15 protein-coding genes are annotated in these 23,104 nt (G+C 53.1%); 5 read left to right on the plus strand and 10 right to left on the minus strand.

Going from position 1 to position 23,104, the window contains the following annotated elements; translation table 11 throughout:
- Positions 1-2: 2 nt before the first annotated feature.
- The 3 genes from AC23NW_RS19900 to AC23NW_RS19910 form a co-directional block, all read right to left on the minus strand.
- Positions 3-725: a hypothetical protein gene (locus AC23NW_RS19900; RefSeq protein ID WP_487451525.1), complete on the minus strand. Its 723-nt coding sequence runs from the start codon at positions 723-725 to the stop codon at positions 3-5.
- A 279-nt stretch (positions 726-1,004) separates the two neighbouring features.
- Complete coding sequence (locus AC23NW_RS19905; protein ID WP_487451553.1) at positions 1,005-2,126, minus strand: glycoside hydrolase family 88/105 protein; 1,122 nt, start codon at positions 2,124-2,126, stop codon at positions 1,005-1,007.
- Between the two features lie 264 nt (positions 2,127-2,390).
- The gene (locus tag AC23NW_RS19910; protein WP_487451527.1) at positions 2,391-5,672 is read right to left on the minus strand and encodes a cyclic nucleotide-binding domain-containing protein; all 3,282 of its coding nucleotides are present in this window, start codon (positions 5,670-5,672) and stop codon (positions 2,391-2,393) included.
- Positions 5,673-5,778: 106 nt separating this feature from the next.
- On the opposite strand from AC23NW_RS19910, the gene AC23NW_RS19915 reads away from it, so the two are divergent.
- Genes AC23NW_RS19915 through AC23NW_RS19935 form a run of 5 tightly spaced genes read left to right on the plus strand, consistent with a single transcriptional unit; the run spans position 5,779 to position 11,804 of the window.
- On the plus strand, positions 5,779-7,149 hold the full coding sequence (locus AC23NW_RS19915) for a sensor histidine kinase (protein ID WP_487451529.1): 1,371 nt from the start codon (positions 5,779-5,781) through the stop codon (positions 7,147-7,149).
- A gap of 1 nt (position 7,150) precedes the next feature.
- A complete protein-coding gene (locus AC23NW_RS19920; protein ID WP_487451530.1) occupies positions 7,151-9,358 on the plus strand; it encodes a sensor histidine kinase in 2,208 nt (735 codons plus the stop codon).
- A gap of 56 nt (positions 9,359-9,414) precedes the next feature.
- A complete protein-coding gene (locus AC23NW_RS19925; RefSeq protein ID WP_293845646.1) occupies positions 9,415-10,347 on the plus strand; it encodes a sensor histidine kinase in 933 nt (310 codons plus the stop codon).
- 39 nt (positions 10,348-10,386) lie between these two features.
- Entirely contained in the window at positions 10,387-10,761 is a 375-nt protein-coding gene (locus AC23NW_RS19930) for a response regulator (RefSeq protein WP_487451531.1), read from the plus strand.
- Positions 10,758-11,804 (plus strand): adenylate/guanylate cyclase domain-containing protein, encoded by a 1,047-nt coding sequence (locus tag AC23NW_RS19935; RefSeq protein ID WP_487451532.1) that lies wholly within the window; start codon positions 10,758-10,760, stop codon positions 11,802-11,804. Before AC23NW_RS19930 ends, AC23NW_RS19935 begins: the two co-directional genes overlap by 4 nt.
- 80 nt (positions 11,805-11,884) lie before the next feature.
- Here AC23NW_RS19935 and AC23NW_RS19940 read toward each other — a convergent pair whose 3' ends face one another.
- From AC23NW_RS19940 to uxaC, 7 genes are all read right to left on the minus strand, one after another.
- A complete protein-coding gene (locus AC23NW_RS19940; RefSeq protein ID WP_487451534.1) occupies positions 11,885-12,865 on the minus strand; it encodes an alpha/beta fold hydrolase in 981 nt (326 codons plus the stop codon).
- Between the two features lie 290 nt (positions 12,866-13,155).
- Positions 13,156-14,943, minus strand: a complete 1,788-nt coding sequence (locus AC23NW_RS19945) for a RagB/SusD family nutrient uptake outer membrane protein (protein ID WP_487451536.1) — start codon at positions 14,941-14,943, stop codon at positions 13,156-13,158.
- Between the two features lie 7 nt (positions 14,944-14,950).
- Positions 14,951-18,142, minus strand: coding sequence for a SusC/RagA family TonB-linked outer membrane protein (locus AC23NW_RS19950; protein WP_487451538.1), 3,192 nt, complete (start codon positions 18,140-18,142; stop codon positions 14,951-14,953).
- Positions 18,143-18,551: 409 nt separating this feature from the next.
- Positions 18,552-19,856: an MFS transporter gene (locus tag AC23NW_RS19955; RefSeq protein WP_293840715.1), complete on the minus strand. Its 1,305-nt coding sequence runs from the start codon at positions 19,854-19,856 to the stop codon at positions 18,552-18,554.
- Positions 19,853-20,518: a beta/alpha barrel domain-containing protein gene (locus AC23NW_RS19960; protein ID WP_293840718.1), complete on the minus strand. Its 666-nt coding sequence runs from the start codon at positions 20,516-20,518 to the stop codon at positions 19,853-19,855. The genes AC23NW_RS19955 and AC23NW_RS19960 overlap by 4 nt, the downstream gene beginning before the upstream one ends.
- A gap of 54 nt (positions 20,519-20,572) precedes the next feature.
- Positions 20,573-21,583 (minus strand): sugar kinase, encoded by a 1,011-nt coding sequence (locus AC23NW_RS19965; RefSeq protein WP_293840721.1) that lies wholly within the window; start codon positions 21,581-21,583, stop codon positions 20,573-20,575.
- Positions 21,522-22,988 carry a glucuronate isomerase gene (gene uxaC / locus AC23NW_RS19970; RefSeq protein WP_293840724.1) on the minus strand — a complete coding sequence of 489 codons (1,467 nt, stop codon included), beginning with the start codon at positions 22,986-22,988 and terminating at the stop codon, positions 21,522-21,524. Before uxaC ends, AC23NW_RS19965 begins: the two co-directional genes overlap by 62 nt.
- Positions 22,989-23,104 lie beyond the last annotated feature (116 nt).

Raw genomic sequence — 23,104 nt, forward strand, 5'->3', positions numbered from 1 at the left:
AATTAGCGGGTTAATGCATCATACTCCCTGGCTAACAGTACCAGTGTTTTTTCTTTATTCTCCTTGAACTTAATGCGTTCTGTACGCAGGTACTTCCGGAGTTCTTTCTTTTTGTCGCCATAGACGCCCAGCGCGCCGCCCAGCGTTTTTACCGGATAGTACCGCTGATCACGACGGATCCAGTATTCATCTTTAGGAATATATTCGGCTTTGTATACGCCGGTTGAAATGTCTTCCACAACCGCCTTGACCCGATGAGAAAGTACCTGCGTACGGCCGCTATACAGTAGATCGTAAAAGCCGGTCCGGACCCCAATCAGACTATCGCCCGTGAGCCGGACAAACTGGTGGCCGTTAAAGGAGAACCGGTCTACTTTTTCGCTGTTCAGCCGCATCCGGTAACCGCCGTCCAGGTGACGGATAAAGATTTCATCCCGCACAATATCATACCCCATCGGTATGTCATTATACTCAACGGAATAATAGGTAACTGAGCCCTTCTGCAAGCTATCTAACTGAAAATAAGGGTGTACCTTAATTCGGAAGTCGTGCTGAATGTACTCATTACCGTTGTAAATCGCCGATTGCGGATTCATGACCTTGTTGTACTGCGCGACTACAGTCGAACGCGCCTGTTCCAGGAAGGCCGAATCGGCAGGGAGCGACTGACTGACGCCCCGGCTGATGGTGAAACACAATAAGAGGAAGAGTAAAAATTGCTGCATGCTGTTGTTTACAAACGAATGCGGGTTGAGTTTCTGTCGTTTACGAGGTTATCTGCACATTCGTTGCATTATTTCAATAAAGACCGCACAATTTAAGCAAAGGTTGTAACCAAATAAACCTTTAGTGTGATAAATTTTTTTCATGCATGAGAATGTGTAGATATTCCGGAATAGCCGGTATAAAACCGGCAACCCCGAAAATGGCAAACGCCTTTTACCGCAGCTTGTCTGAACGACAGTAGCTATGGTAAAAGGCGGTACTAACCGGCGGGCACCCAGCTACTTCATTTTACTGATTTCGCAGCCGGCCAGCAGGTAGCAGCCCAGGCCGTAGTCTTCGAAATCAGGTTTACTGGTGTAGGTCACCGGCTGACCATCTTTCGGTTCCTTACCCGTTCCCTGCACAAAGCCAAGGAACCCGTTCGGATGCAGCGATTCGCTGGCCATCGCCTGCCAGGCTTTAGCGATTACCGGTTTATATCTTTTCGCATCCAGCAATCCGTGGTTGATGCCCCAGGCCATGCCGTAGATAAACAGACTCGTCCCCGACAGCTCCTTGCCGCCAAAATTGCTCGGGTCGTGCAGGCTGACGTTCCAGTAGCCATCTTCGCGCTGCAAGGCCGGCAGGGCCTGAATCATGTCGAGAAACATGGCTTCGTATTCGGCACGGTGGGGCGCGTCGGCCGGCATAATGTCGAGTACGCGCACCAGAGCCGCCACGACCCAGCCGTTCCCGCGTGACCAGTAGCAGTCCTGCCCGTTCGGCTCCTTATAGGGCGGTACAAAGTCTTTATCGCGCCACCATAGTTTGTCCTCCGGATTATAAAGTCCTTTGCCGCCGTGTACGGTTTTCGAGTAGGTATAGATCTGATACATTTTCTCGAAATAGGCATTGTCTTTATACATCACGCCGAAACGGGCAAACACCGGCATAGCCATCTGCAAGGCGTCAATCCAGTTCCAGTCGTCGATTTTATCGCTGGCCACCATGTTGTCGATACACGCTTTGATGTCGCGGATACGCTCCGGATGGTCATGACCGGCCGCTTTGTCGATCAGGTACAGGTCGATGTAGGTGTGGCCACAGCACTGGTCATCGGCGTTGCGGGTTTTCGTGCCGCTGCGGAGGCCCCACTTATGCTTTTCACCCCATTCAACGGCGTAGTCATAATATTTTTGCTGCTTATCGAGCGCATAGAGGGCCATCAGCCCTTCGTAGTAAACGGCGCGCGTCCAGATGTTGCTGGGGCGCGTTTTGTTAGTCACGATTTCTTTGCCGGGATCCGGCCATGTCTGCATAAAATAGGCATTGGCCAGCGTCATCTGCCGGAGAATTTCTTTTTTGCCGGGAAGTTTCTGAGCAGACACCATCAGGGACGATACGGTCAGCAGGCAGGCCATCCAGAGCCGGCAGCGCATGAAACGGTAGTACATGAAAGGGACAGGTTAATTGGTAAATCCTGATTTGATCCCAAAATTATGCCATCTGCAAACCTGACCGTCCTGCACTGTAGGGTATGTGCTGGATACTGGGTGCTTGTTAGTGGTGCCCCGACTAGGCGTCCCCGACCGACAGGCGGCCCTGTCAAACGGGGGCGTCCTACGCTCGTGCCACCACTTTTGGTGCTTCGTGCTCCTTTCTTTCTTCCCGTCTTTGTGGTCTGTCTACGCCTCAGCCGGCATACTGCGCAGTTTGATGTTCTGCTGGCGGATACGCTGACACAGCACGCGGATCATGTTGCGGAGTACTTCTTCGCGTTCCGTCATGAGGTCAAAGATGTCATCCTGATCGATCCGGAACAGCGTAACCGGCGTGTGGGCCACGGCCGTAGCCGAGCGGGGTTCGGTATCCAGCAGGGCCAGTTCACCGAAGAAATTGCCGCGCTCCAGAACCGCCAGTTCCTTGTGTTCGTCGTAGATACCTACCTGCCCGCTGTAGATGATAAACATACAGGTGCCCGGTTCTCCTTTACGGACAATGTCTTCCCCTTCGTTAAAGGTCACCTCTTTCATAATCGGGACCACACTACTCAGCACGTTATCCGGCGTACCTGCAAACAGGGCATTATTTTTCAGGATAAACACGCGTTCGGTAGCCGAAACGGTTGATGCTGCGGTTGCGTCGTGACTCATAGCTTTGGTTAATTCGGGGTGTTGGGTAATTAATGCCTGAAAAACAGCACTCTTTTGCCGGGCCAGCCGGGTCAGCGCATCCAGCGCCCCCTCCCGGATCACCGGATTGCTGTGGCTGAAATAAAAAGGTACCGTCAATAACTGTTCCTGGTCAGCGGTTGGCAGGTTCCGGAGTGCACAGGCAATGGTCCAGTCGGTAAACAGGTTATCCCCTTGTTCAAGAATAAACTGCTGAATGCTGCCATCCTGCTGATAAACACCGACCTGCTCGTTGAATTGCCGGATTTTCTCCGATACCGGCAGGTCTTCCACCAGAATCTGCAAGCAGTTATAGACCGGCCGCGGCACCAGGTTTTCCAGCACCTCCAGCGAATTGGCCTGCCGCTCCGACGACTCATGGGCCAGATTGGCCCGCACATTTTCAATAATTTCCTTGTCGTACAGCTGCGACAGTGTCAGCAGCATCCGCTGCGTCAGCCGTTCCTGCTCGTACAACAAGCTATTGTCAAGCGCTTCATCCTTAACGTCGGCAACGGCATTCAGCAGCCGCTGCGCTAACTGCACATCATTATCCAGCGCACGGTAAAAGACGGCATTATAACGCTCAATGTGCGGGAAATTCTTTATTGCCTTGAGCACCGCCGTCCGGACGGCCACCAGCGGGCTGTCCATCAGGGTAATCAGCCATTGATGCGATTCAGAGGTCCGCATCCGCTCGGCCACCGAAATGACACGGATCAGAATGGCAGGATCGGTTTGCAGTTTGTAATATGCTTTCAGCCCCGACAACACATCACCGTGCATCGCAGCGATGCTGCGGGCGGCCATCCGGCCAACGTGCTTATCGGCCAGCAGGTTAAGCTGTGCCGGCAATAACCGTATGTCGGCCAGTTCGGCTGCCGTATCAAGTGCCGCCGGAGTCAGTAAGGTTTCGTTTGCCGACAGACATGCCTCAACAAAGGGCACATAATCCATCAGTCGTAAGGTACGTATACACGTCAGGGCAAACTGCTTGTGGGTGATATCCGGATCAGCACACCACCCATCCAGGCTCTTCCGTGCCGGCCCGTATGTCGGATTAGCCTGTAGAAAGCCCAGAATAGCGCCTTGCCGCACGGCAACATCGGTTGATTCAAGCAGTGCCAGATCCTGCGGGCGTTTGCTGCGGCTACAGAGCACTACGGCCGCCTCCCGGCGCACATCCGCATCAGTGTCCTGCTGTGTTAATGCATATAGCTCATCGTCCGGCAATGCCAGCGATTTGTAGTCGGTCAGTACCCGCAGGCGGATAGCAGCCGCCGGATGGCGGATCAGGACCGATGCCTGCTGCGCCAGTACATCAGGTTTATTAATCCGCAGCCAGTCAATGGCGGTCAGTACTTCTTCGGGCCGCTCACTTTGCAGGTGTTGGCGGACCAGTTTCGTCGCATCGTCGGTCAGGGGCAGCTCGTCAGCAGCAATGAACCGGCGGCCCAGGGCATCATGCAGTGTAGCCAGGTACTGCCGGTAGGTGCGCTGTATAAACCCGATGGTCACGATACCAACCACCGCCATACCGGTCAGCAGCACCGCATTCAGGTTTTCGTGGCCGTTGCGCAGCAGGAAAATCATCCCACCGGCCAGCCCCATGCCCAGCGGTTCGTAAAAGCCTTTCGCCAGCGTGTGTCCTTTCAGGCGCTGGTGCGGCGGCAGTGGCTGGAAAAGGACCAGAAACACCGGATCGAACAGCGACCGGCGTACCACCTCAAACACCAGATACAGGCCGCAATAGTAGATCATCAGACTGGTTTCGTCGGGTGTCTGCCATGCAACAATCAGGTAGCCGGCAATCCAGAGCAGGGCGGCCACCGGCAACAGGCGCATGGTGTTCAGAATCCCGAACCGGTCGAGCGCCCGGCGCGAGGCCAGCAGCTTCACGATCATCGCCAGTAAGTACGTACTCGCCAAAACAATACCAAGCGACCGCATCACCAGCGCCTGATCGTGGAAGCGGTACTTTACATTGATAAAAAACGCATATTCGATGCCGGCGGCGATAGACGCAATGCTCAGCACGCTCAGGCACATGGCAAATATCAGTTCGCTGCCGCCAAAGAGCTGTGTTACCAGCTTCCCCTGCGGACGACGGACCGGCCGCGACGGGCCGTGGGCTGCATGTACCTCATGCGACTGAATCGTTTTCCAGACTGTAATCAGGGCGGAGCCAAAAAAGACAAACGCAATCAGCAGCAGGTAGATCAGTTCGGTATGGTTATGCACCAGCGCGGCCAGGATGGCCCCCATCGCCTTGGCGGGCATATCGCCGGAGCTAATGACGCTAAAGAGCCGTTTGCCCTGCCGCACGTCGAAGACAAGTGCCGAAATACCCCAGAACTCCAGGTTGGTCAGCAGGTAGATAGCCCGGTATCCAACCATGATCGCTACCGCCATCGCCACGGAATGCCCGATGGCCACCAGGCCGACGATCAGAACCGTCAGGATAATCACCGACCATACTACCCTGAAAACCAGACTGGAAAGCGGAAGCCGGTGTTCAAAATACGCATATAACTTGCCAACCCCCATCATCCCCAGGGCGGCCATGACATACGCAACGGGAAGACTCGTCTCGGGGTGATTTTCCAGCAAAATCACGTTGGCCGATACATATACCAGAATGGTCCCTAATCCTAAAAAGAAGTGGTGCAGAAAAAACAGCCGTACCGTGCGTGCTTCTTCTGACCGTACACCCAGCGAGCGATTCAGACGCTGGGCCGACGCGGTATTCATCATAACCACAAAGAAAACAGAATCGGGCAGTAATCTGAAACGCATGGGGCAGGAAAGCGCCGTAAACAGGGGATTTTCCTGGCTAAGCCGAATTTCCTGGTGGTTTTAGCGTATATTGCAGTATTACCCCTACTCTTTAACACATTACCGTATGGGTCTTCCTACGCATTTTCTGATTGCTTTTTTTACGATTCAACAACTCCGGAAAATTACGAAAGACAACCCCGGATTCCGGGAGTTTGATTTATATCTGCATATCGGCTGGTATGCTACCATCGGTCTGATCAGTGGTGGTTATATCTTTAATATTCCGGATACGGCGACCATCCTCCTGATGCTGATCTCGGTGTCTGCCATGTATCTGATTCACACAACAGCTGAGTTTCAGACCTACCGCTACATCATCGGAATGGCCGGCCCGTATCTGGGCGTATCGCTTTTAGCACAGATTATTAAATTCATTGCGCCGGACTTTTACAAGTCGATTAACATGTTTGTTGAGGGCTTTGTCCTCATTACGTTTGTCTGGGGATGGGCCAACTGGTCGTCGATGCGGAAACAGCAGAAGGCGCTGGAAGAAGAACGGAAAAAGCGGGAGACCGAGCAGGAAAACAACCGCCTGATTTCGGCCCAGCGCGATGAGCTGGAATACCTTGTGTCGGAGCGGACGGCCGAGCTGACCAAACAGAAAGAAGAACTTCAGCGCGCACTCGATGAACTGAAAACGACGCAGGCCCAGCTGATTCAGCGCGAAAAAATGGCCTCGCTCGGGGAACTGACCGCCGGTATCGCCCACGAAATTCAGAACCCGCTCAACTTTGTCAATAACTTTTCGGAAGTATCCGTTGAACTGCTGGACGAACTGGACGAAGAACGCCGCAAAGACGCCTCCGCGCGGGACGAAGGACTGGAAGGGGATATTCTGTCGGACCTGCGGCAGAACCTGGAAAAAATCAGCCACCACGGCCACCGCGCCGATTCGATTGTTAAGGGTATGATGGAACATTCGCGTACCTCGAACGGCGAAAAACGCCCGACCGACCTCAACGCCCTCACCGACGAGTACATGAAACTGGCCTATCACGGGCTGCGGGCCAAAGACAAATCGTTTAATGCCCAGCTCTTTACAAAATACGCGGAGAATATCGGCGAGGTCAATATAGCGCCGCAGGAAATCGGGCGGGTCCTGATTAACCTGTTCAGTAACGCCTTTTATGCGCTTCAGGAAAAACAACGGAACGCCGGCGGACCGGTGGTATTTCAGCCCTCGCTGAAAGTCAGCACACAGCTCGAAAACGGCAAGGCCGTACTGCGTATCAAAGACAACGGCACCGGTATCCCGCAGGAGATCATTAACAAAATTTACCAGCCGTTTTTTACGACCAAACCCACCGGTCAGGGCACCGGCCTTGGCTTATCGCTGAGCTACGACATTATTACCAAAGGCCACGGCGGCGAAATCAGGGTTGACAGCGTTGAAGGTATGGGGACGACCTTTGAGATTACATTACCGAAAGCGTGACATGAAGGCTTATTTAGTTTTGCTGCTGGCTTGTGCGTGTTGTTTAGGCACGTTTTCCGGCAACGCCCGGCCGGTTATTCCAACGGTAGCGATTCGTTCCGATTCCGTAAACCATACGCTGGATACCACCGAATTTCAGATTTTAGAAGACCGCCAGGGCAGTTTACGGATTGAGCAGGTCGTCAATAATCCGGGGTTTCAGCTTGACACGTATTTTAACCCCAACCGGCGGTCGCATGTCTACTGGGTCAGGCTGCAGCTCCGGAATGCACTGGACCACCCGGTAAGCCTGTACCTGTGTGATTTTAACAGCAGCTATGTTGACCTTTACCGGCAAACAGGTCCGGGCAGGTGGGAGCATCAGCGAACCGGCCCGCTGGTTCCGCTCAGCTTGATTCCGGCTCACGAAGGTAACCGCGAAACCAACCGGATTCTGGTCACGATTCCGGCGGGGCAAACGTATACCTATTACCAGCGGCTCGCCAATCCGTTCTGGAGACAGCCGATGGTGTACATCTCCCCGCAGATTCAGTCACTGCTCAACCGCAAAGATGCCTTATTTGCCTACTACCGCGCCGAACGCGGCTGGGTAGATGTCTTCGTAGACGGGATTATGATCGGCATTCTGATGCTGGCCATCGCCTACAACATTTTTCTGTTCCTGTCGATCCGCGACCGCACCTACCTGTACTTTGGCATTGCCCTGTTTTTCTTCACGTTAGACCGGAATACGTTCCGCATTCAGTCATTGCTGTTTGAGGAATATCCGTACGCGTTCCGGCTGGCAGCCAATTTTTTCTTTATTGCCTTTTTCCTGTTTTTCCTGCAATCGCTGCGCCGGTTTACCGGCTCCTTGCTCAACAGGACGCGTAATAACCGGCTCATTACCTATTTGCTGGCCTTTACGGCGTTTATTAACCTGATTTTCTTTTTTTCATTCAGCATCCCGGGCGCTCCCGCCGATGAGATACTGTTTCTGGAGGAAATTCTGGTGCGGGTTACTCTGCTGCTTTGGGCCTTAACAGTCTGGAAGCGGCGGGCTGTCGGTTCGGTAAACGCACGGCTGGCCCTGATCGCAACCACCCCTCTCCTGCTGTTATGGGTTTATACCCTCATTTCCCGGATGCTGGGGCAGTACTTCGGCGTGGTCTTTTCACAGACCATCAGACAAATAAATGATTATCTGGAAAGTGCCTGTTTCGCCTGGCTGATCATTCTGTTTTCGGGCGCACTAATTAACCGGTACAATCAGGCACGGCAGTTGGTAGCCAAACAGGCGTTGGAACGGGAACAACTGGAAAAAGAGCGCGAAATTGAGCGTAACCGCATCATTGCAGGCCAGAACGAACGGCTGGAGCAGCAGGTAAAGGAACGCACTGCCCAGCTGGAAGCCTCATTGACCGAACTGAAGGCAACGCAGGCCCAGCTGATTCAGGCCGAAAAAATGGCCTCGCTCGGGGAGCTGACCGCTGGGATTGCCCACGAAATCCAGAATCCGCTCAACTTCGTCAACAACTTTGCGGAGGTCAGCATTGAACTCATTGACGATCTGAAACTCGATCTGCAGGATGGCCGTTATGACGAGGTACTATCGATAAGCGGCGATCTGGCGCAGAATCTGGACAAAATCCGGCAGCATGGCCAACGGGCATCCGCCATTGTGCGGGGTATGCTCGACCACAGCCGGACACAGCCGGGGGCGAAAACCGACGTCAATATCAATGAACTGGTCGGCGAAAGTTTAAAACTGGCCTATCACGACATCCGGACCAGAGACAGCCATTTCCGGGCCCGGCTGGTGACCAGTACCGACCGGACCATCCCCCGCCTGAATGTGGTTGCCGGAGACATCAGCCGGACACTGGTCAACCTCTTTACCAATGCCTTTTACGCCCTGCATGAAAAAGCAGACACTGTGGGCCCGATGGCTGGTTTTGAGCCTCAGATCAGGGTCAGCACCGAAGCGGTGGAGGATCACGTGGTGATTAAAATCCGTGACAACGGCACCGGCATTGAGCCCAACATTATCAATAAGGTTTTCCAGCCGTTTTTTACGACCAAACCCACCGGCCAGGGCACCGGCATGGGCCTTTCGCTGAGCTACGACATCATCACCAAAGGCCATGGCGGACAGCTTTCGGTGAACAGCGAAACCGGAAATTTTACAGAATTTACCATACAGCTCCCCCTTGACAATGTGAAGGGATAAAATTGTATATTTATTCCTTTACCGGACCTTTCTTGTAACCTTTGACCAATAACCACATGGCAACCTTGCCAACAAATGAAGAAGCGGCCCTGAAAGCACAGAATGAGCAATTAGAAGAGCTCATTGCCCGACAGGCCGACCAGCTGCAACAGCAGCAGATTGACATTGAGCTTTTGCAGGAAAAGCTGACCGGCTTACAGGAACAGCTGCTGCAACGGGAGAAAATGGCTTCGCTCGGTGAATTAACCGCCGGTATTGCCCACGAAATCCAGAACCCGCTCAACTTTGTCAATAACTTCGGCGAAGTATCCGCCGAGCTGGTTGACGAACTCCGGGAATTTGCCGTACCCAACCTGCCGGAAGGTGATCAGGAGGAAACAAATGCGATACTGGACGATCTGGCAACCAACCTCGAAAAAATCGTTTTTCATGGTAAGCGGGCCGACTCTATCGTGAAGAGCATGCTCCAGCACTCGCGCACCAATGTCACCCAGAAAGAACCGGTTGACCTCAATGATCTGGCCGATGAATACCTGCGGCTGGCCTATCACGGGTTACGGGCCAAGGACAAGGCCTTCAATGCCCAGCTGGTAACAGACTTTGATCCGGCAGTCGGGAAGGTGACTGTCTTCGGGCAGGACATCGGGCGGGTCTTGCTGAACCTGTATACCAACGCGTTTTATGCCACACAGCAAAAACAGAAACGGATCGGTAATCCGGATCAATACCGGCCCACGGTCTGGGTGCACACGAAACGCAACGGACCGGCCGAAATCGAAATCTGTATCCGCGATAATGGCACCGGTATTCCGAATGAGGTGATTGACAAGATTTTTCAACCGTTTTTTACCACAAAGCCAACCGGCCAGGGAACGGGTTTAGGGCTCTCGCTCAGTTATGAAATCATCAGTAAAGGCCACGGAGGTACCCTTTCCGTCGAAACGGAAGACAACAGCTTTACGCAGTTTATCATCCGGTTGCCCGTTTAAATATGTAACTTGCCATTATTTGGCACACTCCTGAAGTCTATGAAAATTCTGGTCGTTGACGACGAAACCGACGTAAAAGCCTTATTCGAACAACGATTCCGGCGCGAAATCCGCAGCGGAGACATTTCGTTTGCCTTTGCCCATTCGGGCGAGGCGGCGCTGGAGGTGTTGCAGGACCACGTCTCTGAATTTGTCCTGATTTTATCCGATATCAACATGCCGGGCATGAGCGGGCTCGAATTGCTGCGCCGCATCCGGACGACCTATCCCGTTGCCCCGCCGAAAGTGATGATGCTGACGGCGTATGGCGACGACGAAAACTATAACCAGGCCATGCAATACGGAGCCAATGACTTTCTGACGAAGCCACTGGATTTCTCCCTATTGAAAGACAAACTTAAAGAAACGCTATGAAGGCCAAAATCCTCGTCGTAGACGATGAAACCGACCTCGAACTCCTGATTAAACAGAAATTCAGACGGCAGATCCGCGAACAGAAATACGAATTTGTTTTTGCCCACAACGGCGTTGAAGCCTTGCAGGAACTCCAGCGGCACCCCGATATTGACATTGTGCTGAGCGATATCAACATGCCCGAAATGGACGGGCTCACGCTGCTCGTTAAATTAAATGAAGTAAGCCCGCTGGTTAAGGCCATTATTGTGTCGGCCTACGGCGATATGGATAATATCCGGACCGCCATGAACCGCGGGGCGTTTGATTTTATCTGTAAACCGGTCAATTTCAGCGATCTGGAAGTGACGATGCAGAAGACCATCGACCATGTACATCAGCTGCATGAGACCCTGAAAGCGGTAAAGGAAAACAACATTCTCCGGATGTACGTCGATGAATCGGTGCTGAAGTTCATGAACCGGTCGGAGTTTGAAAGCACGTTGCTGGCCAACGAAACCGTCGACGGCACGATCGTTTTTATTGATATCTGCGGCTTCACGGCCATTACCGAGCGGCAGCCCGCCGATACGGTCGTGCACCTGATCAACAAGTATTTTGATGTGATGGTGAAGGAAATCATTGCCCAGGGCGGCTACGTCGACAAGTTTATGGGGGATGCCGTGATGGCCGTTTTCCGCGGCGACTACCACCTCGACCGAGCCATTGAAACCGCTCTGGCCGTCCGTCACAGCATCGGCAACATGGAACCGACGGTCAACAACGGCGAAACTTTTTTGCCTCAGGTCTCCATCGGTATCAATACAGGCGAGATGATTTCAGGTAATATCGGCTCCGAGACACTGCGCCGCCTCGACTTTACGGTTATCGGTGATGTGGTGAATACGGCACAGCGGCTGCAATCGGTAGCCAAAGCAGGTCAGATCATCATCAGCCAGAAGGCCTACGAGGAGGTAAAGGAATCATTTAACTGCCGCGAAGTCGGCGAGGTCAGCCTGAAGAACAAGGCTAATACTGTGCATGTTTACGAAGTACTGGAATAAACCACAAAGGCAGGAAGAAGCGAAGGAGCACAAAGAATAATAAAAACTTCGTGCCGCTTCCCGCCTTTCCGCCTTCGTGGTTACAGTTGCTTATTCAGAAACGCGACAATCGCATCAACCGTCGGCGTGAACCACGGCTCAAACAGGCAGAACGTGTGTGGCGCCTCCGGAAATGACCTTACTTCTGAATAAATGCCCAATGCGTCCAGCTTCCGGCGCATATCATCGCGGCCGGCATGCATCCGGTCAACGGAACTGTTAATGAACAGAATAGCCGGTGTTTTCCGGTCAACGTGGTTCAGGGCGCCGGCTTCATGCCATAACTCCGGCCGCGTTTCCTTGTTGACACCAAACCAATAGGTCGCCGCCGAGGTCGACCGGCTGTCGTCGCCCTCACCGGATTCAGGGTGAATAAACACCAGCGTACCGTCAATATCGACAATCGCCTGCACCGCACTTGACACCGGCAGATTCGGGCCGTTACCTTCGAATTTCGGATCGCCGTTGGTGGTGCCGATCAGCGTTGCCAGTTGTCCGCCCGCCGAAAAACCCAGCACCGCAATCCGCTTCGGGTTAATGTGCTCCTGCTTCGCGTTGGCCCGCATCCAGCGAATAGCCGCTTTCAGATCATGAACCGCCGCCGGATACAGTGCCTCCGTTGATAAGCGGTATTCAGCCGTAACGGCTACGTAGCCATGGGCAGCCAGCTGCTGGGCCAGCGGAATATGCTGCGACCGGTCACCGGAGCGCCAGCCCCCGCCGTGGATAACCAGCACCGCCGGATACCCGCCTTTTTTCGGTTTTGTCGGCGCAAAAATATCCAGCTGCATTGCCCGGTCACCATAACGGGCATAGGTCAGGTTTCGTTTTTCCTGCACAGCCGGCAGCGTAAACGGCGTAACAAGCCGGATATCCGGATGTTTCTTCTGCGCATTTTTCAGCGCACTATAGTTCGTAAATGAGGTATCACGGACACCGGTCAGGCCATTCACCGGCTTTTGCGCCACCGCCGGTTGCACTACAGACAGGAACACGAAAATACAAAGGCAGGCTTTTATCATGATCAAATAGTCAAAAAAAATTATTGATTATCAGACACTTATCGTAATTAAAATTTACCACATAGGCACATAGAAAACATAGTTTTTTCTTATGAGCTCTGTGTGGCTATGTGGTAAATCTATTTCTTTAAAAACGCAAAAGTCCCCAAGATGAGGACTTTTGCTGTGATCAAACAACCAGAATTATCGCGTAATTGACTTAAGTAAGCAGAATTAGATTTAGCCCGAGAGCAAAAGGCTGTATCTCAATGGCTTCACTCAATCACACATTCACTAATTCGCTCAATAACTTAATAGCCGGGATTTTGCTTCAGCTTACCTTGATAGGCATCAACCGTCGCCTGATCATACGGGAAAAGCTCACTCTTACCCGTCAAGAAGAAACGGGCAACTGCCTGGTGCAGCGGCAACCCGTCAATCAGGTTACCGGTCAGGTGCTGCGTCCAGTCAAGCCGGTTCCAGCCCGTTGGCGCCGTGGTCAGGGAGGTCGTTTTGTAGAACGAGTTCAGCCACTGAATTTCTTCGCCGTTATTGCGCCAGAACAGGTAACGCGGTATGTTATAAGGGGCTTTTGAGTCCCGGATTGCCTGAATTTTATCACGGGTCTCCTGAATTTTCTGGGCCAGCAGGTTCCAGCGGATCAGGTCAAATTTCCGGATGCCTTCGCTGCCGAACTCCAGATACCGCTCATTTACGATAGCATCAAAGAAAGCCGCTTTTGTGGTCGGCGTAGTACCGATACGGGCCGCATTACCGGCATATGCCCGCTTCCGGACTTCTTCAAAGGCGGAGATGGCCGCCGCCGTCGGAGCACCGTTCAGCTCATTTTCGGTCTCGGCAAACATCAGCAATACGTCGGCAAACCGGATAAACGGCCAGTTGTAGCCTACGTTCAGTGCCGTTCCGGGCAGCAGCGGGTTCCGCCAGTCTTTCCGGAATTTACCGTCGGTCAGTTCGCCCAGTCGGCGCGGTGCCTTGATATTGGTTGCGGCAATCGAATACATCGTCACCGTTACATCGCGGCGGGTATCGGTCGAGTCAAACGCATAGAAGTAGTTCGGCAGTACCAGCAATCCACCGCCACCGGTTCCGTAGCGCGACGAGGGATTCACCGACGGGCCGTTGTAATTCCCCATCCGGCTATCAGACGTTGAGTTTGACCCGCCTGCACCGGCTTCAAAAATAATCTCCCCGTTCGGATCATACTGGAACGATGTCAGTTTGCGCCAGATGTCCTCAAAGCTTGGGTTCAGGGTATGTTCGCCCCGCTTAGCCAGCAGATCTGCACACTCGTCGCGGGCGATTTTATAGTAGGTCAGGTAGTCGGCATTGCGTTCCAGCTTACCGCTGCTGCGCAGGGCATAACCACCACGGAACAGAGCCAGTTTGGCACGAAGCGCTTTAACGGCGCCTTTGGTGATGCGCTCGTTCCGCGTCCCGGCCTCTGTCCGCCACGGCACCAGATCAGTGGCCGTGCGCAGGTCTTCAATCAGTTTTGCATAGGTTACGTCGCGGTCGGCCTGCGCAATAAACAGATCAGGCTGCTTGTACGCCGGTTGCATCGGTGCCGGTACGTCGCCCCAGTTCCGGATCAGTTCAAACATAAACTGTGCCCGCAGCGTCAGCACTTCGCCATGCAGGCGGCGCAGTTCCTTTTTCTCGGCGTCGGTTCCGTTAGTATACTGCGGCATAAGCGGAATCTGCTCAATGCACAGGTTTGCTTTTTCCACCCCGCGGTACAGCTGCAGGAACGGGTTCCGGATTTCGGTGTTGGTCAGCAGCAGCTGGTAGCGGCCAATTCCCCGGCGACCGTTATCAATATTCCCCGACACAATCATTTCGTCGGAGTCGTACGGATAATACATGTTGATCCGGATACCGTAGCCGTTGTCGCCCATCAGCTCGTCATACACGCCGATTACGGCGTTGGTGGCGTTGGCAACGTTTGAAAAGGCATCCGAAATACTGATTTGTGATTGAGGCTGCACCTCCAGATAATCCCGGCAACCGACTACCGAAAACAGGGTGACAGTCAGCGCGATACCTACACTTGAGACTCGTTTTATGATCGAATTCATTGTCTGATTAAAAAGTCACGTTTACACCAAATACCCATGTTTTCGCACGCGGATAGCCTGCATAGTCAACGCCCTGCGTCAGCGGGTCCGACCGGCGTGTGCTCACCTCAGGATCAAAGCCCGAGTATTTGGTCAGGGTAGCCAGGTTATTCACCGTAGCATAGGCCCGGAAGCGCGACATACCCACTTTCTTCGAAATTGTTGCCGGCAGTGTATAGCCTAGTGTAATGTTGTTCAACCGCAGGAACGACCCGTCTTCAACCGCCCATGAGTGCAGCCAGTAACGCTGTACCCGAACCGGTGTCCAGATAGTGGCATTGGCATTCATGGCTTTCAGTTCTGCCGGATCCGTTACGATCTGACCGGCATCGTTGAGGTTAGTCCAGCGGTTTTTCATCATCGACAACATGTTCAGGTTCGGGAACGCACCGTCGGTAAACTCAATTTTGTTGGCGTTATAGATGTCGTTGCCGACTACCCAGTTTACGAACACGCTGAAATCAAAGTTTTTGTAGGTCACCTGGTTGTTCCAGCCACCGATAAATTTCGGGTTGGCATTCCCGATTACTGTCCGGTCTTTATCGGCCGTAATCTGTCCGTCGCCGTCGATGTCTTTCCACTTCAGCATACCCGGCTGCGGCACCCCGTAGACAGAGTTGTAGGCGATACCCGGCTTAACGGTATAGGTTTTTGCGGTTGCGTCGTAGTTAAAGTCGTCAACGGTATAGAAGCCATCCGTCACGAAGCCGTACATCAGACCTACCGACTCGCCAACCCGCACGAGGTAATCATCGGCGCCATCCGATCCCTGCCAGCCCGAGTTACGCGTCAGCTGCGACACGGTACCTAAGCCCGTTACTTTATTGCGGTTGGCCGAGATGTTAAAGTTCGACGTCCAGCTTACGTTTTTCCGTTGCAGCACGTAGGCCGTCAGTTGCAGTTCAAGGCCTTTATTCATAGTCGAACCCAGGTTCTTGATCTGTGACGAATAGCCTGAGGTCGGCGGAATCGCTACGGCTAACAGCAGGTTACGGCCTTCGTTTTTATAGGCATCCAGCGATACCTGGAACCGGTTATTGAGGAAAGCCAGGTCGATACCGAGGTTCTGCGATACGTTCGACTCCCATTTCAGGTCCGGGTTAGCCAGTGCAATCGGCGCGTAGCCGGGCAGTACGGCGTGATTCAGTGCATATTCACCTGTTACGCCGTATAGCTGCTGATACAGTAGGTCGCCGATCCGGTTATTACCGGCCACCCCGTAGCCAAAGCGGATTTTACCGTCCGTCAGCACAGTCTGTTTTTTGAAGAAATCTTCTTTCGAGAAGCGCCACGCCAGCGTACCCGACGGGAACACCAGGGCACCGTTCGCGTAGTTGAACTTCGACGACCGGTCGGAACGCAGCGATACCGTTGCCAGGTACTTGTCTTCATAGCCATAGGTTACGCGCCCGAACAGCGAAAACAACCGGTTTGGCGGCACGATGTTCGACGTTGGCCGTGGCTGTGTAGCGCCGCTCGGCGGTGAACCAAGGCCCATGTTGGCCAGTGCCTGATCGGCCGAAATATCAGCCGGGAAGTAACGGGTTTCAATACCGGTACTTTTTGAACTGTTATCATAAATTTCCTGACCGACCAGGGCCGTGACATCATGCTTGCCCCCGAACTTCTGCGAATACTGCAGTACGTTCGAGTTGTTGATCGTCACGGTTCCGATCTGGTTGATCGACGCTACCGGCAGCGAGGCATAGTTCCGGGCGGTTGACGTAATCTTGCTCCAGAACGCGTTGATCTGCTGATCGTTGTTATCAATCCCGATGGTTGTTTTGAACGTCAGGTTTTTCAGAATGTTATAGCTGGCATACCCACTCAGGTTCAGCGCTTTGGTATAAGCCCGGCGGTATTCAGCCTGCGTCATCAGAATCGGGTTCACAAGGTTGCCTGACGAGATGTACAGGTCTTCGTCAAAGTCATCCACATCCGGCTGAGCCGTCGTCAGCAGCGGACGGTACTGAATCGAGTGGCGTAGGCGGTTTGTGCTTTTTGTACCCGAGTTGGTCGTACCGGCTCCCCGGATGGTCTGATTCAGGTAGCGGACGTTGAAGCCCAGGCGCAGTTTATCATTGGCTTTGTGGTCCATCCGGAATGTAGCCAGATAACGTTCAAAGCCCGATTCCAGCAGCAAGCCGTCTTCCTTGTTAGCCGTTAAGCTCAGGTTATAGTTCGTGTTGGCATTACCACCGTTGACGTTCACATTGTGGTTCTGGTATTGCGCCTTCCGGCCGAAAATCTCCTCCTGCCAGTTAATTGGTGCCGTACTTTTGTACTGGTCAATAGTATCCCACGTTCCGTACAATTTCGCAAAGCTGGTTTCGGCCGTAGCATCGCCACGGCTGCGCTCATACTGCCAGCGTACGAAATCATACGGGCTCATGACATCCAGCTTTCTGGAGATTTCGCGGAAACCGGCCGAGCCGTTGTAACTCACGGTTGTTTTTCCGTTTTTGCCGGACTTGGTGGTGATAATAACTACCCCGTTGGCACCACGCGCACCGTAGATGGCCGTCGTGGAAGCATCCTTCAATACGTCGATGGTTTCAATATCCTGCGGCGAGATAAACGACAGGGCATTTTCCACCTGAATACCGTCTACGACATAAATCGGTGAGTTATCCTGGGTAATTGACCCGCCACCACGGATCCGGATCTGGATGTCAGCGCCGGGAGCTCCTTCCGAGGTAGTCACCCGTACACCCGCCAGCCGGCCGGTCAGCGCCTGCGCCGCGTCCGTCAGCGGAATATCTTTCAGCTGCTTTGCCCCTACCGATGAAACAGAACCCGTCACATCGCGGCGGTTTACGGTGGCGTAGCCTACAACGACTACCTCATCGAGGGTTTTCTGATCGCTTTCCAGCGTTACCTCTACACTCGTCTGCTTACCAACGGCTACCTGCTGCGACGTGTAGCCGATAAAGCTGAACGTCAGCGTCAGGTCATTTTTGTCAGGCACACGCAGGGTAAATTTCCCGTCGGCATCGGTGGTAGTACCGGCTGTTGTACCTTTCACGATCACACTCACGCCAGGCAAATAACCGCCTGTGCTTCCATCCTTGACCCGACCTGCGATCTGCCGTGTCTGCTGCGCAAACCCCGCAGTGATCACCAGCAGCATGACAACGGTCATCAGTAATTTTTTAATCATAGATTAATTGAATTTACCCAAGATTTATCAGGATACCTCTTAAGGAAAGTGAAACTTACTCTTACTTCGAACCTAAAGAGCGAAATCGGCCTTAACAATCTTTTCGGGCACTTTTTCTATGCAATCGTTATCGGGAACGTTGCCGGAAGCTAACATTTCGTATAATTTTGATAAGAAAATATAGTATTGCTATACATGCATGACTGGATGCGCTGTTTCTTTATTCTGCTTTTCTTCGCTAAAAAGTTAGATTTTTCCTATATATCGTTTCTTAATGAATCATTAATAAATGCCTTGTAAAAGGGCAAAAAAAAGTGGTGGCACGACTCTAACAGAACGTCTGCCGGTCGTGCCACCACTACTATGTCTACTCTGATTTCAGCTAAACGCCCGCATTTCGGGCAATAGCCTATGCTAAGTCAATTTTCTTATACCGCGGAACCAGGAAGTGCATGATCACCCAGGCCGATAGATACGCAACGCCGCAAACGACGAACATGATGTAATAAGCCGTCTCAATCTGATTGATCGAGCGGTAGTACACAAACATGTTTTTCTGTACCAGCATTGACAGCAGGATACCGCCCAGCGCCCCGAACATTCCGCCGATACCGGTAACAGATGCCGTTGCCTTTTTCGGGAACATGTCCGATACGGTTGTGAAGATGTTGGCACTCCATGCCTGGTGGGCCGCCGCCGCAATACCGATTACCAGTACCGCCAGCCACATATTGATGCTGCCCATCACCTGAGCCGTAACGATAGGAATAACCAGGAAGGCAAAAATCAGCATCGACGTTTTACGTGCCTTAAACACCGGCCAGCCTTTTTTGATAAAGTACATCGGCAACCAGCCACCCCAGATACTGCCAACGGTCGAGAGGGTATACACCACCGCTACCGGTACGGCAAACTGCGTAGCCGTCAGGCCGTACTGGCTTTGCAGGAAGTCCGGCAACCAGAACAGGTAAAACCACCAGATCGGGTCGGTCAGGAGTTTACCCATCGCAAACGCCCAGGTTTGTTTAAAACCCAGCAGTTTACCCCACGACACCGCAGCTACTTCCGGCTCGCCGTCTGTAACCGGCGCTTCGTCCTTGTCCGAGTGAATGTAATCGAATTCTTCTTTGGTCAGCTTGGCGCTTTTAGACGGTATTTCGTAGAAATAAAGCCAGAAACCAAGCCAGACAAACCCTAACAGACCGGTGATGATAAACGCCCACTGCCAGCCAATGCTGCTGGCGATAAACGGTACCGACAAGGGCGCAATAATGGCGCCGAAGTTGGTGCCTGAGTTAAAAATGCCCGTTGCGAGCGCCCGTTCTTTCTTCGGGAACCATTCGGCTACGGTTTTAATGGCCGACGGAAAGTTACCGGCTTCGGTAACGCCCAGGGCCGACCGCACCACCGCAAACCCGAATACCGAACTAACGAAGGCATGGGCCAGGGCAGCAATACTCCACAACGTAGTAGCCAGGGCATACCCCAGTTTCGTACCCAGCTTATCAATCAGCCGGCCGGCACCCAGCATCCCGAACGCGTAGAACAGCTTAAAGGCAATCTCGATGTTTGCATAGTCACCATCGTTCCAGCCTAATTCGGTCGATAGTGTCGATTTTAATAAACTGATCACCTGCCGGTCAAGGTAATTGACGGTTGTGGCAAAAAACACAAGACCACAGATCATCCAGCGATACCTGCCTACTTTGTTCATACGGGTTGAGGAATATAAGGTTTGAGAATGGTCAGTAGCTGAGCAATACGCTCCGTCAGTACCGCTGCCGACAGGTCATCGCCGGCAAACAGTTGAGAACCGATGCCTACGCAGGTTACACCGGCCTTGAACCAGGCATTCAGGCTGTCGGCGTTCGGTTCGACACCACCCGTCACCATCAGGCGCAGGTGTGGCATCGGGCCTTTAACGGCTTTGATAAAGCCGGGGCCAACCACGTTGCCCGGAAATACCTTCACCACCTCAGCCCCCAGTAAGGTTGCCTGATGAATTTCATTTAATGTAGCCGCCCCCGGAAGCCATGGGATATTGCGCTGCTGACAGGCCTCCGCCACGGCCGGGGTAATCACCGGCTGTACAATGAACGACGCCCCTGCATCGATGAACGCGTTGGCATCGCCGGCCGTCAGGATGGTTCCGGCACCTAACAGCATGCCCGGGCAGCTTTCGCCCACATAGGCAGCCAGTTCCCGGAATACTTCCAGCGCGCCTTCGCCCCGGTTTGTGTATTCAAATACCTGCAAGCCGCCGTCATAACAGGCTTTCAGGATACCTTTTGTGTAAGCCGCATCAGGGTGATAAAACACCGGAACGATGGGTGCCTGCCGGCATTTCTCCAGTAAACTACTTGGTTGGCTACTCATTCAAGCGTATAGTTTTCTTTTTCTGTTGCTCCCCGCAACAACAACATTTATTCCTTACCGTAACAGGCGACCGGAGGTATTTCCGCGCATAACTTCTTCAACCTCAGCTACTGAAGCCAGATTAAAGTCGCCATGAATGGAGTGCTTAATCACCGATGCCGCAACGCCGCACAGCAGCGCTTCGCTGGCCGACGGATAAGTCAGTGAGCCGTAGATAAACCCGGCCATAAAGGCATCGCCGCCACCGATCCGGTCCACAATCGGCACCATGTCGTAGGTCGGTGTTTCCACAAACGACTCCCCGTCGTATAACAGGCCGCGCAGCTGGTTGTGCGACGCGCTCAGCGTATCGCGGCGTGTCGTGATAACTTGCTTTATGTTCGGGAAACGCGCCATCAGCTGCTCCGACATCGACACAAACGAGTGTTCCGCTGCGGGATCGGGCGTAATACTGAACAGATCATCAGCGTCATTTTCGGCGCAGACCACCACGTCGCAGCCTTCAACGAGGGCCGGCATCACGTCCTGTGCTTTTTTGCCGTACTGCCACAGATTGCGGCGGTAGTTGACATCGGCGCTAACCTTCACACCCAAACGTCGGGCGGTAGCGATGGCTTCGGCGCAGGCCTGTGCGGCAGCATCCGAGATGGCGGGTGTAATGCCGGTCCAGTGGAACCAGTCGGCGCCGGACAGGATATTTTCCCAGTCAAAGCCGGCAGGATCCAGGTTGGCAAAGGCCGAATCAGCCCGGTCGTATACGATTTTACTCGCCCGTACTGAAGCACCGGCTTCCAGAAAATACAGCCCGAGCCGGTTGCCACGGAACACGGTATTGGCCATGCTGACCCCGTATTGCTGAAAAAACTGTGCCGCGGCTTTACCAAGATCGTTGGCCGGAAAACAAGTTACGTGTTCGGCCGGAACCCCCATCTGCGCCAGTGAAGCCGATACGTTGGCTTCACCGCCGCCATAGATGATATCCAAGTTGTTGGTTTGTATTAATTTATAATTCAGCGGAGGCGACAAGCGCATCATCACCTCGCCGAACGTTACTACTTTTGTCATTCTTGAAATCGAAATAAGCTTTGGCGTTACCGTAACAAATATTCTGTACTACCTGACCAATCCAGTTGATGTCGTCCGGAAGCTCGCCGTTTTCAACATCATTACCAAACAGGTTGCAGAGGATACGACGGAAGTACTCGTGACGCGGGTACGACAGGAAACTCCGCGAGTCGGTCAGCATACCAACAAAGCGGCTCAGCAGTCCCATGTTAGATAAAGCATTCATCTGCTTTTCCATACCCTCTTTCTGGTCTAAAAACCACCATCCTGAGCCAAATTGTACTTTCCCGGCCACTGAACCGTCGTTAAAATTGCCGATCATGGTTGCCATGAGCTCGTTATCGGCCGGATTCAGGTTGTAGATAATGGTCTTCGCCAGCTTATCGTTTTCGTCCAGACGGTTCAGAAATTTCGCCAGCGCACGGCCCTGCGAGAAGTCGCCGATGCTGTCCCAGCCCGTATCCGGACCCAGCAGACGCAGCATGCGTGAGTTGTTGTTGCGGAGCGCTCCGAGGTGGAACTGCTGCGTCCAGCCTTTCTCCCAGTCCATTTCGGCCAGATACACCAGCATGGCTGATTTGAATGCCAGAATTTCGGCATAACTCAGTCCCTGCCCGTCGCGGATTTTCCGGAAAATGGCTTTGATTTCAAGCTCTGTGAAGTCTTCGGCGTAAATCTGCTCCAGGCCGTGGTCAGACAGCTGGCAACCCATTTCAGCAAAGAAATCATGCCGGTTACGCAGGGCGGCCATGAAGTCGTCGAACGAAGCAATATCAATCCCTGCCGCTGCCGAGAGTTTCTCCACGTAGGCGTTAAACGTAACCGCATCCTCGACGGCCATCGCCTTGTCGGGCCGGAACGTCGGCCGCACACTTATGGCGAAACCCGACGCCGCAATCTGCCGGTGGTATTCCAGGGAGTCAATCGGGTCGTCGGTTGTGCACACCGTTTCGACGTTCATGTTACGCATCAGACTCCGTACCGAGTAATCCGGCGTCCGGAGTTTCGCGCTGCATTCGTCGAAGATGCGTTGGGCGCTGTTGCCGTTCAGTACCTCCGTTACCCCGAAATAGCGCTGCAATTCGAGGTGTGTCCAGTGGTACAGCGGGTTCCGCATGGTATAAGGCACAGTCTCCGCCCATTTTTCAAACTTCGCAAAGTCTGACTGATCGCCGGTACAATAGCTTTCGTGGATGCCATTGGTCCGCATGGCCCGCCACTTGTAGTGGTCGCCGTAGAGCCAGATCTGGGTCAGGTTTTCGAACTGTTTATCGGCGGCAATCTGGTCCGGCGGCAGGTGGCAGTGATAATCAATGATCGGCATCTGCTTCGCGTAATCATGATAAAGCTCCCGCGCCGTCTCGGTCTGCAACAAAAAGTCTTCGTTTAGAAAGGGTTTCTTCATTATGTAATGAGTGATTGAGTGAATGAGTGATTGAGCGGGTACCGCTGCGGTGAATGTAGCTATTGCCTTCTTATATCGGAGTGGCAATCGCTCATTCGCCAATCACTCATTCACAA

Source organism: Arsenicibacter sp. R0_47 (assembly GCF_057652235.1).